This is a genomic window from Modicisalibacter sp. MOD 31.J, from assembly GCF_020147985.1.
Lineage (GTDB): Bacteria > Pseudomonadota > Gammaproteobacteria > Pseudomonadales > Halomonadaceae > Modicisalibacter > Modicisalibacter coralii.
The window spans coordinates 596,449-610,258 of sequence record NZ_JAGXFF010000002.1 but is presented as its reverse complement, the minus strand read 5'-3'; the positions used below and the strand labels follow the sequence as shown (position 1 = coordinate 610,258).

The 13,810-nt window shown below is 59.0% G+C and carries 17 protein-coding genes; 5 read left to right on the top strand and 12 right to left on the bottom strand.

Annotated elements, in window-relative coordinates; all coding sequences use genetic code 11:
• Positions 1–273 (top strand): transposase (locus tag KGR00_RS08545; RefSeq protein ID WP_224424400.1); only part of this gene is annotated, 273 nt, incomplete at its 5' end.
• On the opposite strand, the gene KGR00_RS08540 is transcribed toward KGR00_RS08545, so the two are convergent.
• Together KGR00_RS08540 and KGR00_RS08535 are read right to left on the bottom strand one after the other, a co-directional pair.
• Positions 259–732 carry a GNAT family N-acetyltransferase gene (locus KGR00_RS08540; protein ID WP_224417136.1) on the bottom strand — a complete coding sequence of 158 codons (474 nt, stop codon included), beginning with the start codon at positions 730–732 and terminating at the stop codon, positions 259–261. The genes KGR00_RS08545 and KGR00_RS08540 overlap by 15 nt on opposite strands.
• A gap of 257 nt (positions 733–989) precedes the next feature.
• On the bottom strand, positions 990–1,652 hold the full coding sequence (locus KGR00_RS08535; RefSeq protein ID WP_224417137.1) for a TetR/AcrR family transcriptional regulator: 663 nt from the start codon (positions 1,650–1,652) through the stop codon (positions 990–992).
• A 92-nt stretch (positions 1,653–1,744) separates the two neighbouring features.
• On the opposite strand from KGR00_RS08535, the gene fabF reads away from it, so the two are divergent.
• Together fabF and KGR00_RS08525 are read left to right on the top strand one after the other, a co-directional pair.
• Positions 1,745–3,010: a beta-ketoacyl-ACP synthase II gene (fabF, locus tag KGR00_RS08530; protein WP_224417138.1), complete on the top strand. Its 1,266-nt coding sequence runs from the start codon at positions 1,745–1,747 to the stop codon at positions 3,008–3,010.
• 294 nt (positions 3,011–3,304) lie between these two features.
• Entirely contained in the window at positions 3,305–3,745 is a 441-nt protein-coding gene (locus KGR00_RS08525) for a CBS domain-containing protein (RefSeq protein WP_129141626.1), read from the top strand.
• Between the two features lie 156 nt (positions 3,746–3,901).
• Here the strand turns inward: KGR00_RS08525 and KGR00_RS08520 are convergent, their stop codons facing one another.
• Both KGR00_RS08520 and KGR00_RS08515 read right to left on the bottom strand, forming a co-directional pair.
• Positions 3,902–6,088, bottom strand: coding sequence for an OsmC domain/YcaO domain-containing protein (locus KGR00_RS08520; protein ID WP_224417139.1), 2,187 nt, complete (start codon positions 6,086–6,088; stop codon positions 3,902–3,904).
• A 116-nt stretch (positions 6,089–6,204) separates the two neighbouring features.
• The gene (locus tag KGR00_RS08515; RefSeq protein ID WP_129141628.1) at positions 6,205–6,522 is read right to left on the bottom strand and encodes an antibiotic biosynthesis monooxygenase; all 318 of its coding nucleotides are present in this window, start codon (positions 6,520–6,522) and stop codon (positions 6,205–6,207) included.
• A gap of 110 nt (positions 6,523–6,632) precedes the next feature.
• Between KGR00_RS08515 and KGR00_RS08510 the strand changes: the two genes are divergently transcribed.
• Positions 6,633–7,181, top strand: a complete 549-nt coding sequence (locus KGR00_RS08510; protein ID WP_224417140.1) for a thioredoxin family protein — start codon at positions 6,633–6,635, stop codon at positions 7,179–7,181.
• A gap of 97 nt (positions 7,182–7,278) precedes the next feature.
• Positions 7,279–8,196 (top strand): cation transporter, encoded by a 918-nt coding sequence (locus KGR00_RS08505; protein WP_129141630.1) that lies wholly within the window; start codon positions 7,279–7,281, stop codon positions 8,194–8,196.
• 215 nt (positions 8,197–8,411) lie between these two features.
• On the opposite strand, the gene KGR00_RS08500 is transcribed toward KGR00_RS08505, so the two are convergent.
• From KGR00_RS08500 to KGR00_RS08465, 8 genes are all read right to left on the bottom strand, one after another.
• Entirely contained in the window at positions 8,412–8,765 is a 354-nt protein-coding gene (locus KGR00_RS08500; protein ID WP_224417141.1) for a hypothetical protein, read from the bottom strand.
• A gap of 213 nt (positions 8,766–8,978) precedes the next feature.
• A complete protein-coding gene (locus KGR00_RS08495) occupies positions 8,979–9,365 on the bottom strand; it encodes a hypothetical protein (protein WP_224417142.1) in 387 nt (128 codons plus the stop codon).
• A 130-nt stretch (positions 9,366–9,495) separates the two neighbouring features.
• On the bottom strand, positions 9,496–9,699 hold the full coding sequence (locus KGR00_RS08490; RefSeq protein ID WP_224417143.1) for a hypothetical protein: 204 nt from the start codon (positions 9,697–9,699) through the stop codon (positions 9,496–9,498).
• Positions 9,674–10,527, bottom strand: a protein-coding gene (locus KGR00_RS08485) for an IS5 family transposase (RefSeq protein WP_224417144.1) whose coding sequence is annotated in 2 segments (ribosomal slippage) — positions 9,674–10,185 and positions 10,185–10,527 — 855 coding nt in all. Because the reading frame shifts where the segments join, the coding sequence is not laid out codon by codon here. The genes KGR00_RS08490 and KGR00_RS08485 overlap by 26 nt, the downstream gene beginning before the upstream one ends.
• 346 nt (positions 10,528–10,873) lie before the next feature.
• A complete protein-coding gene (locus KGR00_RS08480; RefSeq protein WP_224417145.1) occupies positions 10,874–11,758 on the bottom strand; it encodes a DUF6708 domain-containing protein in 885 nt (294 codons plus the stop codon).
• A 270-nt stretch (positions 11,759–12,028) separates the two neighbouring features.
• Complete coding sequence (locus KGR00_RS08475; RefSeq protein WP_224424399.1) at positions 12,029–12,589, bottom strand: DUF6708 domain-containing protein; 561 nt, start codon at positions 12,587–12,589, stop codon at positions 12,029–12,031.
• A gap of 188 nt (positions 12,590–12,777) precedes the next feature.
• Positions 12,778–13,029: a hypothetical protein gene (locus KGR00_RS08470; protein WP_224424398.1), complete on the bottom strand. Its 252-nt coding sequence runs from the start codon at positions 13,027–13,029 to the stop codon at positions 12,778–12,780.
• Between the two features lie 135 nt (positions 13,030–13,164).
• Positions 13,165–13,725, bottom strand: coding sequence for a DUF6708 domain-containing protein (locus tag KGR00_RS08465; RefSeq protein WP_224419921.1), 561 nt, complete (start codon positions 13,723–13,725; stop codon positions 13,165–13,167).
• Positions 13,726–13,810: the final 85 nt, after the last annotated feature.

Below are 13,810 nucleotides of genomic sequence, written 5' to 3'. Positions count from 1 at the left end.
AGCGAACCGCTTCGCCGCTACTGCGACCGGCATCGCATGAAGCCGATCATTGCCCGGCGCAAGATGAAGCGAAAACCGCGCCCCGGCGCTCCAAGGGGCTTTGACAAGCCCCGGTATCGGGAGCGAAACATCATTGAGCGCTGCTTCAGTTGGCTCAAGGAGCTGCGCCGGGTATGCACTCGTTACGACAAGTTGGCTAGCAGCTTCCGAGCCATGGTATGTCTAGCGTGCATAGAACGTTGCCTACGCGCGGACTTTTCAGACAGAACCTAGATTCAAGCCCAGGAAATGTGTTCCTGGAACGGGATTGTTCGTTACGGGAGGATGCTCAACGAATCCATACGACCGGTATAATTTCAGGGCAGCCTTGAACTCAGGCAGCACATCCAGACATATTTTCTTATATCCACTCATCACGGCCTCTTGCAAGACTCTGCCCACAAGATTAGCGCCCTGATTATCGCCTCGCGCACTTGGCCGGACATACACCCTCTTCATTTCGCAGACTTCCTCATTCAGCTTCCGATATGCCGCACACCCAACCGGCTTGCCGTCTTTTTTCAGCAGAAAAATTTTTGATTCTTCAGAGCCATACTTCTCAGGCAACTGGCTAAACTCTTGCTCATTGCCCTGGAAAGAGAGATCGACCGAGGTGCTGCCCACATACTCCCGGTACAAATCAAGAACATCCTCAAGATCATCGGGAAAAACGGCTCTCACTATCTCGAACATTTTATACTCCGGGCGGCATGAACAGATTTAAGGAGAAGTCAATTACAGGCCATTTTTGTCCACCTTGCTGACTCTTCTTATAGCGCCTTTCAAAATCTTGGAAGGCGCTCTATGCCGCAAAAGACTTTGTCGGGGCGTGTAGCCCGCTGGGCTGGGGCTTGAATGAATATTCAGCAACGCTACCAGTCCCGCGGAGCAAGAAACTCATGGAAAACATGGCCTGTCGTTGTACGGGGCATTTTGCGGTCGAAATCGGGTTACGCAGGATTCCCCTCCAACCCCGAAGCGTCCAACAGGCTTTCCAGCTCGCTCTCCTCGACGCCGAGCATGCGCAGGATATGCCGTTGGGCGGCGTTCAACACGCGCTGGCGCTCGGCTTCCTCGGGCAGACTCTTGGCGATGGCCACGGCACCGACCAGCGAGGCGAGAATCACGCGGGACTTGTCGGCGATGGCTTCGCGGTCGGGTTCGAGGGGCAGTTTCTTCAGGCGACTCAGGGCGATGAGGCGGGTTTCCAGCATCTTCTTCACGCGCCGGTACGAGGCCTCGAACAGCGTGCGAATCTCGGTATTTTCGTTGCCGATCTCGTTGAACAGCACCGACTCCGGGCCTGGCTTGTGCTTGCGCTCGAGTTCCTGAAGATTCCAGCAGTTGGCGACCAGGTCCGTCAGGTGCTTGACCGACAGCGGCCCCTTGACCAGCCTGGCCGCGCGGCTGTTCTCCAGGGTCTGACGCACCGAGGCCTGATAAAGCGCCTCCTTCGAGGCGAAGTGCGCGTAGAAGGCCCCGTGGGTCATTCGGGCCAGCTTCATGATCTGGCCGATCGAGACCTTTTCAAAGCCCTGGCGGCTGAACAGCTCGGTGGCCGACTTGAGAATCCGCTCCCGGGACCTGGCCTTGTGGGTTGCCGAGTAAGGCATGGCTACCTCGTCGTCTCACGCCTGAATATTACCTTGATCATATATAGCGCGATGCTAGCTTGGCGAAAACTCGCCATGCAGGAAAAAACGCCATGCAATCCCCTCTCGTCATCACCGGCATGGGAATGATCAGCCCGCTGGGTTGCGGCGTCAAGGCAAGCTGGGAACGCCTGCTCGCCGGCCGCTCGGGCGTCAGGACGATCACCCGGTTCGAGTCCGGAGAGTTGCCGATCAAGATCGCCGGCAGCGTTCCCGATCTCGGCGACGACCCCGAGGCCGGCTTCGACCCGGAACGTATCGCCGATGCCAAGGCACGCCGCAAGCTGGAGCTGTTCAGCCTCTACGCCATGGCCGCCGCCGACGAGGCGCTGGCCCAGGCGGACTGGCACCCCACGCGCGACGCGGACCGCGAGGCCACCGCCACCCTGGTGGGGTCCGGCATCGGCGGCTTCCCGACCATCACCCAGGCTCAGAACACCCTGACGACGCGCGGTCACCGCCGCCTCTCGCCCTTCACGGTGCCGGCCTTCCTGGCCAACCTGGCGGCGGGGAACGTCTCGATCCGCCACGGCTTTCGGGGGCCGCTGGGGTGTCCGGTCACCGCCTGCGCGGCCGGCCTTCAGGCCATCGGCGACGGCATGCGGCTGATCCGCAGCGGCGAGGCGGAAGTCGCCCTGGTGGGCGGTGCCGAAGCCTGCATCGACCCGCTATCGCTGGCCGGCTTTCACGCCATGAAGGCGCTCTCGACCGAACGGGAACGGCCCGACCGGGCATCGCGTCCCTTCGACCGGAATCGCAATGGTTTCGTGATGGGTGAAGGCGCCGGGCTGATGGTGATCGAGACGCTGGCCCACGCCGAGGCGCGCGGCGCGACGCCCCTGGCCATGCTCAGCGGCTACGGCACCAGCGCCGACGCCTATCACATCACCGCCGGTCCGGAGGATGGCGCCGGCGCGGCGGCGGCGGTCAGGGCGGCCTTGCGAATGGCGGGCCTGGCGCCGGAGGCCATCGATCACATCAATGCCCACGCGACCTCGACCCCGGTCGGCGACCGCGCCGAGATCGCCGCCCTGCGCAACGTCTTCGATGAGGCGCTGACCACGATACCGATCTCCGCCACCAAGTCGGCGACCGGCCATCTGCTGGGTGCCGCCGGCGGCGTGGAAAGCCTGTTCACCGCGCTGGCCGTGATACAGGGCCGACTGCCCCCGACGCTGAACCTGGAAAACCCCGACGATGACCTGCAAGGGCTGGATTTCGCGGCGAACACTACGCGCGAGCACTCGATCCGCCATGCACTGTGCAACGGATTCGGTTTCGGCGGCGTCAACGCGGCATTGATCGTCAGCCGTCTGTAGACGACGCGAGCACCATTCCTTCCGCCGCACGCTGCGTGCCATCGCCTGCCGACACACGGCCGGGAGGCGATGCCCCTTCCGCAGACATGCTCCCTTGGTCGAAAAAATCCGAATCAGGCTGTGGCTCGGCCGCTCGCTGCCGATAAAGAGCAGAAGTCCATCGTGGATCGCCCCGCGACGGCCTCACGACGAAGCCACCACCGCAGGGCGACTCGGAGCCATCGAGCCACCGATGGCAGCAAGTGGCCGAGCCGTGGCAACACCCGATATTCGATTCGATCAAGGATGCAATTCATGACCCAGGAAACACCCGACGTCGTCGCCGATATCATGACTCGCGACATCGTGACCCTGCGCCACGACCAGACCCTGCACGACGCCAACGAGGCCATGGGGGAATACCGGATACGCCACGTGCCGGTACTGGACGACCAGGGCCAGTTGATGGGCCTGCTCAACCAGAAGATCGTGCTGCGCGAAGCACTGCGCATCACCGACACCTTCGGTTCGCTGCACCTGAGTCGGCATCTCGACCGCATCGCGCTGGCTCAGGTCATCGACCGTAACGTCGCCACGCTCTCCCCCGATACGCCGCTCGCCGACGCCTTTCAGCAACTGCTCGAAAACCGCCAGGGCGCCATGCCGGTGCTCGACGGCGACCGGCTCGTCGGCATCCTTTCGTCAGTCGACGGGGTGCGTCTGGCCGTCATGCTGCTCGAAGGCACTCGGCGCTGAATAGCGGCATACGCCACGTACATCGACGACGCCCGCCGACAACGGTAGCCGAGACGACAGCGCCCACCCGGTAGTGGGCGCTAGGTCTTGCACGAAAACGGCCTGCACTCGCCGCTTCTTCGTACGCATCTCAGGCAAGACACGCCAACCCGGCAGTCAGAGCCCCGCCTGGGCCGCACGGTGGGCATGCAGCTTGCGATAGCTCTCGATCAGCCGCTGATGCCTTTCGATCCCCTCCAGTGCCATGCTGGTGGGCGTCAGGCCGTGGAAGCGCACCTCGCCGGTGATCGAACCGACCACCGCGTCCATGGTCTCTTCGCCGAACATGCGCCGCAGGTTGACGAGGTAATCGTCGAGCTCCAGCTCGTCATCGAGAGTGATCTCCAATACCGCCTGCACCGCGCGGTAGAACAGTTCCCGCGCCACGGTGTTGTCGTGGAACTGCAGGAACATCTCGACACGCGCCAGGGCGTCCTCGAACCGCTCGAGCGCCAGGTCGATCAGCAGTTTCAGTTCCAGGATGGTCAGTTCCGACCAGACGGTATTGTCGTCGAACTCGATGCCGATCAGCGTGACGATCTTCAACTGGTCGTCGAGCTGGCTCTCCTCCAGGCGCTCCTGCAGGTCGGTCAGTTGCGCATCGTTCAGAGCATGCAGGTTGAGGATGTCGGCACGAAAATTCAGCGCCATGTTGGTGTTGTCCCAGACCAGATCCTCCACCGGGTACACCTCGGAATAGCCGGGCACCAGGATACGGCACACCGGCGCGCCGAGGTCCTCGTGCACGACCATGTAGGCTTCCAGGTCCTGCTCGTCGAGGATACCGAACAGCCGCTCGGCCTCATCGTCATTGCTGCCCGAGAAGTCCCACTCGACGAATTCGTGGTCCGCGCGGGCGCTGAAGAAGCGCCAGGAGATCACCCCGGACGAATCGATGAAGTGCTCGACGAAGTTGTTCGGCTCGGTCACCGCCAGCGAGTTGAAGGTCGGCGCCGGCAGGTCGCTCATGCCCTCGAAGCTGCGCCCCTGCAGCAGTTCGGTAAGACTGCGCTCCAGCGCCACCTCGAAGCTCGGGTGCGCGCCGAACGAGGCGAATACCCCGCCGGTGCGCGGATTCATCAGCGTCACGCACATCACCGGGAACTGCCCGCCCAGCGAGGCGTCCTTGACCAGCACCGGGAAGCCCTGTGCCTCCAGTGCATCGAGGCCCTCCTTGATGCCAGGGTACTTGGCCAGCACGGCGTCCGGCACGTCAGGCAGCGCGAGCTCCTGCTCGATGATCTGCTTCTTGACCGCCCGCTCGAAGATCTCGGAAAGGCACTGCACCTGCGCCTCGGCAATGGTGTTGCCGGCACTCATGCCGTTGCTGAGGTAGAGGTTCTCGATCAAATTCGAGGGGAAGTACACCGTCGCGCCGTCCGAGCGACGCACGAACGGCAGCGAGACGATACCGCGCTCCGTCCGGCCGGAGTTGGTGTCGATCAGGTGCGAGCCGCGCAGCTCGCCGTCCGGGTCGTAGATCGCCCGACAATAGTCGTCCAGAATCTCGGCCGGCAGCGCGTCGTCGGGCCCCGGCTGGAACCACTTCTCGTCCGGGTAGTGGACGAAGCCACTCTCGGCGATGACCTCGCCGAAGAACTGGTCGTTGTAGAAGAAGTTGCAGGAGAGGCGCTCGATGAACTCGCCCAGCGCCGAGCAGAGCGCGGCTTCCTTGGTGGCGCCCTTGCCGTTGGTGAAGCACATGTTGGAGTGGGCATCGCGGATGTGCAGCGACCACACATTGGGCACAATGTTGCGCCACGAGGCGATCTCGATCTTCATGCCGAGATCCTCGAGGATGCGGGTCATGTTGGCGATGGTCCGCTCCAGCGGCAGATCCTTGCCCTCGATCCAGGTCTCGTCGCCGTCGACGGTCCCGCCCATCAGCAGCGCCTGAGCGTCCTCGTCGATGTTGTCGACCACCTCGATCTGGAACTCGGGGTTGTTCTGGATCACCCGCTTGACCGAGCAGCGCTCGATGGAACGCAGGATGCCGGTGCGATCCTTCTCGGAGAGGTCGTTGGGCAGCTCGACCTGGATGCGGAATATCTGGTTGTAGCGGTTCTCCGGGTCGACGATGTTGTTCTGCGACAGACGGATGTTCTCGGTGGGGATGTCCCGCGCGTTGCAGTACACCCTCACGAAGTAGGCGGCGCACAGTGCCGACGAGGCCAGGAAGTAATCGAACGGCCCCGGCGCGGAGCCATCACCCTTGTAGCGGATGGGCTGATCCGTGACGACGGTAAAATCGTCGAACTTCGCTTCCTGACGCAGATTTTCGAGGTAGTTGACCTTGATTTCCATGAAGATGGGCCGGGTTGGTGGCTTTCGGCTGGCTATGGCGCGCCATTATCCAGCTTTTCCGCCCCGGCGTCTTGGGCGGGCAGCGTGAAATTCCGGCTCCGAATTCCCATCTCGGCCTACATGCCATACTCACGCTCGACCCGAGCGATACGCACGCGAAAGTCGCTGTACCACTGGCGGCGCCCTAGCCGCTGTGCCTCGAGATGCTCGGCATGCCGCTTCCAGTCCCGAATGGCGGCCAGGCTCTGCCAATACGATACGGTGATGCCCAGTTCCTCCCGCGCGGACTCGATGCCGAGAAACCCCGGCTGCTGGGCGGCCAACGCCACCATGCGTTCGGCCATGGCCGCATAACCATGATCGCCTTCGGTTCGCTGGCTGCTGAAGATGACGGCGTAGTAGGGAGGTTCCGGGGTATTGGCGGTTATCGGCATTAGCGCTATCGATCCCGTTAGGTCTTGGGGGCAATGCAAGGCCTTGATAGTGACAGATCAATACTGCACAACTGAAGGGTCAAGACGCTATTCGAGGAGCGGAAACCGTTATGTCACTGACCCCGTCGCGGATGATCGAACTGGGCTCTCCCCTGCCGGCGTTCCGGCTACCCGACCCCGAGGGGCGGGAAATCTCGAATACGGACTTCGCCGGCCAGCCGCTGGTAGTCGCGTTCATCTGCAACCACTGCCCGTTCGTCAAGCACATCGCCGATGCCTTCGCCGCTTTCGCCCGCGAGTATCGGGAGCAAGGCGTGGCCGTGGTCGCGATCAACAGCAACGACTTCCACAGCCACCCGGACGACCGTCCGGAGAAGATGCTCGAAGAGGTTAGTCGCCGCGGTTACTCCTTTCCCTATCTGGTGGACGAGAGTCAGGACGTGGCCCGCGCGTTCGAGGCGGCCTGCACGCCGGATTTATTCCTGTTCGACCGCGAGCACAAGCTGGCCTACCGCGGTCAGTTCGACGACAGTCGCCCGAACAAGGACGCCCCGGTGACCGGCGGGGACCTGCGCGCCGCCGCCGATGCGGTGCTCGAGGGGCAACTGCCAAGCACCCAGCAGAAGCCGTCGATGGGCTGCAATATCAAGTGGAAGTGAGCGCCGTCGGTCGTGAGACAACGCCGTTGGCGCGCGATTTCGCATTCTCGGGCCACTCGGCTAGTATCGAGACTTTTCCGCTGCTGAGTCCTGCCCCATGACAGCGCCCACGCAAGCCGCGCTCGAACAACGCACCCTGATGCTCTCCATCGCCACCACACTGGGTGTATCGGCGCTGGGGGTGACATTCGGCCTGCTGGCCGGTTCACGTTCGATTCTCTTCGATGGCGTGTTCTCGACCCTGGACGCGGCGATGTCGGGACTGGCATTACTGGTCGCCCGCCTGGCGGTACGTGAAGCCAGCCAGCGTTTCCAGCACGGCTACTGGCACCTGGAGCCGATGGTGGCGGGTCTGAACGGCGGCATCCTGCTATTGCTGTGCTTCTACGCCTTCCTCAATGCCGTGCAGGGGCTGGTGGACGGCGGCCAGGAGCTCGCCTTTGGCCTCGCGATCGTCTACGCCGTGGTGGTCGCCACGGCCTGCTTCACGATGTTCATCTACGAGAAACGCATCAACCGCCGGGTGGACTCCGAGTTCCTGCGCATCGACATGCAGGGCTGGCTGATGGCCGGGCTGATCACCGCCGCGCTGGTGGTAGCCTTCGCCATTGCCCTGGTGCTGGAGCGCACCGCCTATGCCCACCTCACGCCCTACGTGGACTCGCTGCTGCTCGCCCTGCTGACGCTGTGCTTCATGCCCGTCCCTGTCGGCATCCTGCGCCGGGCCATCCGCGAGATATTTCTCATCGCCCCCAGCAAGCTGGACAGCGAGGTCCATGCCGCGATGACGCCGGTCATGGCCCGCGACGGACTGCTCGATTACTTCAGCCACGTGGCCAAGAGCGGACGCGGCCACTTCATCGAGATCCACATACTCACCACCCCCGACTTCGGCGCCGATAAAGGCGTCGCAGTATTCGACGAGATCCGCGAACAGATCGCCGGCGGGCTTTCCATCCCGCCGGAGCGACGCTGGTTCACGGTATCGTTCACCGCCGAAGCCAAGTGGACGTGAAGGCCCTACCCAGCACTTTGTGACAGAACATCAGTTTGAGGTGTGACGGTATTTACCTGACAGTCGGCCAAGAGACAACGAAATCAGGATTGCCCAAATCTGCCCGCAGCCGGAGAACGGCTTCCAATGCAAAAATGAAATAATCAGTACACACAACGCCTAACCGTTTTGGCCAGGCGTCGTATTCATTAATTTTTGATCTAGCCTATTATCTTCTAATTGTACTTCAGGTCGTAGGCAAAAATCTCCATTCTCTCAACTTGCTCATCAAGCTCAGAGACACGATCGAATTCATCGTAGCCAATGTCATCAATGAACCGAGCACCATTCCTGGACATTTCTTCGGATAGCAAAACCGCCTGCTCATCGTATTCGCCATTATAGTAGTTCAAAAACTTTTCGCACTGTGGTGTCATTGCATCGGCATCCACACTATCCTGGCACGCGGTCCCTAGCTCATGAGCTCTTTCAACGGCCTTAGAAAAATTTGCAAAGTCAAAATCCTGAGCATAGGACATCGCTGGAATCATGATACAGGCAACCACGACCGAAAATTTACGGATCTTCATAACAACCTCCTCTTCAAAAAATCAGCAAAAGCATGATATCACGTAAAAACCATGGAACCGATATAGATGCTTTCCTCCGATGGATTGGGACACTACAAAGAATGGGACATGGATTGCACTTGGCTCATGAGGCCGGCCACCATCTCTCAGCGAGTTATCCATGCATAATATAAGAACACTTAGGGCGATGACCAGAACTCATGGCGACTTAACTCACCAAATATCGATGGTAGGATTGAACTCACCAGGTTTTCCCGAATGTGATGTTTTGATATGGATCCGAGAAGGAATAACACTAACCCCCTTGTATTCTGGATTGACTTGCAAACTATCGATCACCCCCTCCTTTGCAAACCTGAAGAGAGTTCCCGTGATGCTATCCTTGATCTCGGAAATACCGGGAGGTACATACACGACATTCTGAGGAATATCTTCACCCCCTAACTCTGAAGGAAAAAGAAGAATTTTTTGCAACTTCCCTTCACGAGCCAACTCCATAGCCTTTTCGCGAGAATCGACTTTTGAATAATCCAATATCTGATCAGCATGGGCATGCCCCAACCCAAGAACGCCTAATAAAATCAGCATAAACTTTTTCATCCACTTCACCTCTCTCAAAACGTCACTCACTCAAAACGTCACTCTAAGCTTTTCATTCACAATAATGACTCTCTGATCAACAATTCCATGAGAGCCTGACCACTTACAAATCCACCACCATTGGAAAAAATTAAACAAAAAGTCCAAAAAAACCAAGCAACAATGGAAACAACCCCAACAACACCCGACCCCGCCATTCATCGAAGAAGGTTCTGATATCCATGTAGGTATCGTTCATGCGGTAGATGGAGCGCGCATTGGACAGCGCATCGTCGCCGAAAAACCAGAACCCGACCACCAGGATGATGCTAGGTTCTGTCTGAAAAGTCTGCACGCAAACAACGGTCTATGCAGGCCAGGCATACTATCGCCCGGAAGCTGCTGGCCAATTTGTCGTAACGGGTGCAAACCCGGCGTAGCTCTTTGATCCAACCGAAGCAGCGCTCAATGATGTTTCGCTCTCGATACCGGGGCTTGTCAAAGCCCCTTGGAGCGCCGGGGCGCGGTTTTCGCTTCATCTTGCGCCGGGCAATGATCGGCTTCATGCGATGCCGGTCGCAGTAGCGGCGAAGCGGTTCGCTATCGTAGCCCTTGTCCGCCACGATGAAACGGCAACGCTTGCGAGGTCTGCCTTTGGTTCCAGGCAGTTGCACATCCTCCAGGGTGGGAATGAAGTGCCGTGTATCCGAATCCTGCCCCGGCGACAGCGTGAAGGCCAGCGGCCAACCATGCCGGTCACAGAGCATATGGATCTTGGTCGTCAGACCGCCCCGACTCCGTCCCAGGGCATGGTCTACGGGCTCTACCTGTCCCCCTTTTTGCCGCCTCCTGAGGCGGCCCGAGTGGCGCGGATCGATGTCGAATCGATCATCCAGGTGTCCAGGTCCATCAGACCATCCTCTCGCAGGCGAAGTTGGAGGCGCGCCAGAATGGCCTCGAAGGTGCCATCATCGCGCCACTGACGGAAACGGTCATAAACGGTCTTCCAAGGGCCGTAGCGCTCTGGCAGATCGCGCCACTTGGCACCCGAGCAGAGGATCCAGAAGATGCCGTTCAATACCTGGCGGTCATCGCGACGGGGACGGCCTGACCTCTGCGGCGGCGAGACGATGTCTTCGATGAGGGCCCAGCCGTGGTCGGAGATCTCGTAGCGTCCTGCCATGGGTCACCTATGCAGTTGCAGCATGGGGCACATTAGCAAATCCGACTTTTCGGACAAAGCCTAGTCCAGGAGACCACGGCGAAACCGGCCATCAGCACACCACGGATGGCTGTTGCAGCCCATCTCCGCTACGCCTTCGGCTTGCAAATGGGGCATGTAGCGCAACCCGGCACGCGATCTGAAACTCATCACATATCGGTTCGTAACACAGCATTTCGACTTATTCTGCGCGTCACTATCGATCATCAAGGCAGCAGAGGATCCGATATGAGCGATCTCATGGACGCTGTAGCGCTGGGAGAGCATTCGCGCTCCACCACTGCCAAGGATATGACTCCAGTCTGCCCTACTTCAGAATAATACCCTCACCACACTCATCGATGATTTCCTGGGGCCATTGCGGTATTTTTCCATACCGACTAATCAGATAATGCCCCAGTATCTGCCAGGAGAAGAACACACACATCGACCGATAAAACACAGTGGACAAGACATTTACGGTAGTGTTGTTGGTGACGAGTCGGGGGATCGTATGTCGCGCGGACTCGGTCAGCGACGGCCGCCAGGACATGAGCCGTTCGGGCTTCTCGAAATCCTCGTCATGTTCCATAAAAGCCTGAATATAATTGAGAAAATAAAACATCCCCTCCTTCGGCGCCTCCCTTTGCAAATAAACCGTATCACCAAAGGAGAAGCTGTCCTCGACACGATAACCGGACATGATAAACCCTCGCAATTCATACCGGCAGGCCACGATAGAGCGCCCCTTGTAAGCGACGGCATAGGAACATTCCTGCCAGGGCATTTGCCGGGGTCGGCCGTCCTGATCGCTGAAAAAATACACCTTGCCGGTCTTGCGATTGAACACCACCGGATAAACGGAGGATCGTGTTATCTCGAACCAAGCTGCCAAAATAAAAGGATGAGCTACAAACAATGCAAAAGCGTTAAAAATTACTGAATACAGATATTCCTGAACAGAGACCATTAAATAACTAAAAACAACACAAAAAGCAACCATAACTGGCACCATGATTAAAAACACACCAAGCGACATCCCTCTTTCTCGAAAACCAGCGTCCCCCAACACAAGACAATGATCATCGACATGGAACAGGGTGCTGGGCGCCGCCTTGATATCCTCTGCCTCTCCAGGCGAGGGAATTTTTATGTCAGGGTAACTCCCTTTTCTCAGAAACCCTGTCAATCTAAGATACTTTTCAATATTCAAGAGATCACCCCAAAACGTTAGCCAGTTGTTTCTTGGAAGCCGTTACACTCTTGAATATTTCGGCTGTCCCATAAAAGTTATGGCTCAACCATTCCTGTGTATCCTCGGCGGCCCGGATGCTGCGTATACCGTGAACGGACGCGATCACCCAACAGATGTCACGTAGCAACTGGGTAGAGCTCGGGAGAGCTTGACGTCTCGTGCGACCAGGGTGGGCCGATTGCTCGCCGCTCGGAACCTGCGGATCGACCACGAGGCGCGGTGACACCTTCATACCGGCCCGGACGCCGTGCTTTCCCGACGCAGCTTGCGCGGCCAGTAGACTGGCCAGCACAGCAGCAGCGAACACCAGTGGGCCACGGCGTGAATCAGCATGAGCGGCGAGGCGATCAGCACCAGCGCGATCATCCCCGGGCGCCAGGGCGCGGCGGCCCACTTGTTCTCCAGGAAGCTCCAGGGGGCCAGCAACGAGCGCCACGGCCAGGGGAAGCTGGGGATGCACCTGGGCTTGGGCAGGCTTTCCGGCCCCTCTTCCATATAGCGGCGGATGTACTCCCACAGCGCATAGAGCTCATGATCGCTGCGCAGCGGCGCGCCGAGAAAGACCACATCGTGATACTCGGCACCGGTGCGCTGCTTGAAGAAGAACAGCATCAGAATCTCGCGCTTGCGCTGCTTGGTCACCACCCGGTCGTCGGGATCGACCGAGGCCACCACGTCGTCCCAGTCGTAGACCCGATTGCCACCGGCGAAATTGGGCCGATTGATGTATATCTTGCGCGTCCTGCGATTGAAACGGACCACGATATGGCGCTGGACCAGACACTCCATACGGAATATCCAGAAGAGATAGGAAAATGCAGCCACCATAATCAACCACAACCCCCAGGCACCTATTATTGCTAGATAGTCTGCAGTCTCGGCAGCTCTTCCCGTATTAGGCATCACTCCGGTCCAAAAAATACTGAAAAAACCAGACAGTAGATAGGGAAAAAAAAACAACCCTAACAACAAAGGGCTTAGACCCAACAACACCCCCCCCCCCGCCACTCATCGAAGAAGGTTCTGATATCCATATAGGTATCGTTCATTCGGTAGATAGAGCGCGCATCGGATGGCGCGTCGCTGACCTGCCGCTCCTGCATCCCCCGGTACTGCTTGCCGTACTTCTCGGTCGCCTTCTCGAACTGCTTCATATCACCCTCGAAGCCGGTGATATCCTTCTTGCTCGCGGTCAGGGTGCGGCGCATCAGCCATTCGATAAAATACATCAGGTCACGTCCTGTAAAGCCTGGTGGAAGGCGCCGACCTCTTCGGCGTAGTCGGGGTAATAATCCGGGGCGTCTTCGGTGGTAAAGGCACAGCGCTTGCACCACGCCTCGAGTGTGTCGTCGCCGAAAACTCCCTTACACCGGCCCGGATGCCGTGCTTTCCCGGCGTAGCTTGCGCGGCCAGTAGACCGGCCAGCACAGCAGCAGCGAACACCACTGGGCCACGGCGTGAATCAGCATGAGTGGCGAGGCGATCAACACCAGCGCGATCATCCCCGGGCGCCAGGGCGCGGCGGCCCACTTGTTCTCCAGGAAGCTCCAGGGGGCCAGCAGCGAGCGCCACGGCCAGGGGAAGCTGGGGATGCATTTGGGCTTGGGCAGGCTTTCCGGGCCCTCTTCCATATAGCGGCGGATGTACTCCCACAGCGCATAGAGTTCGTGGTCACTGCGCAGCGGCGCGCCGAGAAAGACCACATCGTGATACTCGGCACCGGTGCGCTGCTTGAAGAAGAACAGCATCAGGATCTCGCGCTTGCGCTGCCTGGTCACCACCTGATCGTCGGGATCGACCGAGGCCACCACGTCGTCCCAATCGTAGACCTGATTGCCACCGGCGAAGTTGGGCCGGTTGATGTAAATCTTGCGCGTCTTGCGATTGAAACGGACTACGATATGGCGCTGGACGAGGCATTCCATGCGGAATATCCAGAAAAGATACTTAATAAAAATGGCCAAAAAACCGAACCATGAGCACCACACAAGTCCAAGGAAAAAATATTCA

Bases quoted from the DNA above. Each gene is read 5' to 3' on its own strand.
- KGR00_RS08540 (WP_224417136.1), bottom strand. From the start codon at position 732: ATGTTCGAGATAGTGAGAGCCGTTTTTCCCGATGATCTTGAGGATGTT.
- KGR00_RS08535 (WP_224417137.1), bottom strand. From the start codon at position 1,652: ATGCCTTACTCGGCAACCCACAAGGCCAGGTCCCGGGAGCGGATTCTC.
- fabF (WP_224417138.1), top strand. From the start codon at position 1,745: ATGCAATCCCCTCTCGTCATCACCGGCATGGGAATGATCAGCCCGCTG.
- KGR00_RS08525 (WP_129141626.1), top strand. From the start codon at position 3,305: ATGACCCAGGAAACACCCGACGTCGTCGCCGATATCATGACTCGCGAC.
- KGR00_RS08520 (WP_224417139.1), bottom strand. From the start codon at position 6,088: ATGGAAATCAAGGTCAACTACCTCGAAAATCTGCGTCAGGAAGCGAAG.
- KGR00_RS08515 (WP_129141628.1), bottom strand. From the start codon at position 6,522: ATGCCGATAACCGCCAATACCCCGGAACCTCCCTACTACGCCGTCATC.
- KGR00_RS08510 (WP_224417140.1), top strand. From the start codon at position 6,633: ATGTCACTGACCCCGTCGCGGATGATCGAACTGGGCTCTCCCCTGCCG.
- KGR00_RS08505 (WP_129141630.1), top strand. From the start codon at position 7,279: ATGACAGCGCCCACGCAAGCCGCGCTCGAACAACGCACCCTGATGCTC.
- KGR00_RS08500 (WP_224417141.1), bottom strand. From the start codon at position 8,765: ATGAAGATCCGTAAATTTTCGGTCGTGGTTGCCTGTATCATGATTCCA.
- KGR00_RS08495 (WP_224417142.1), bottom strand. From the start codon at position 9,365: ATGAAAAAGTTTATGCTGATTTTATTAGGCGTTCTTGGGTTGGGGCAT.
- KGR00_RS08475 (WP_224424399.1), bottom strand. From the start codon at position 12,589: ATGGAGTGTCTGGTCCAGCGCCATATCGTGGTCCGTTTCAATCGCAGG.
- KGR00_RS08470 (WP_224424398.1), bottom strand. From the start codon at position 13,029: ATGTATTTTATCGAATGGCTGATGCGCCGCACCCTGACCGCGAGCAAG.
- KGR00_RS08465 (WP_224419921.1), bottom strand. From the start codon at position 13,725: ATGGAATGCCTCGTCCAGCGCCATATCGTAGTCCGTTTCAATCGCAAG.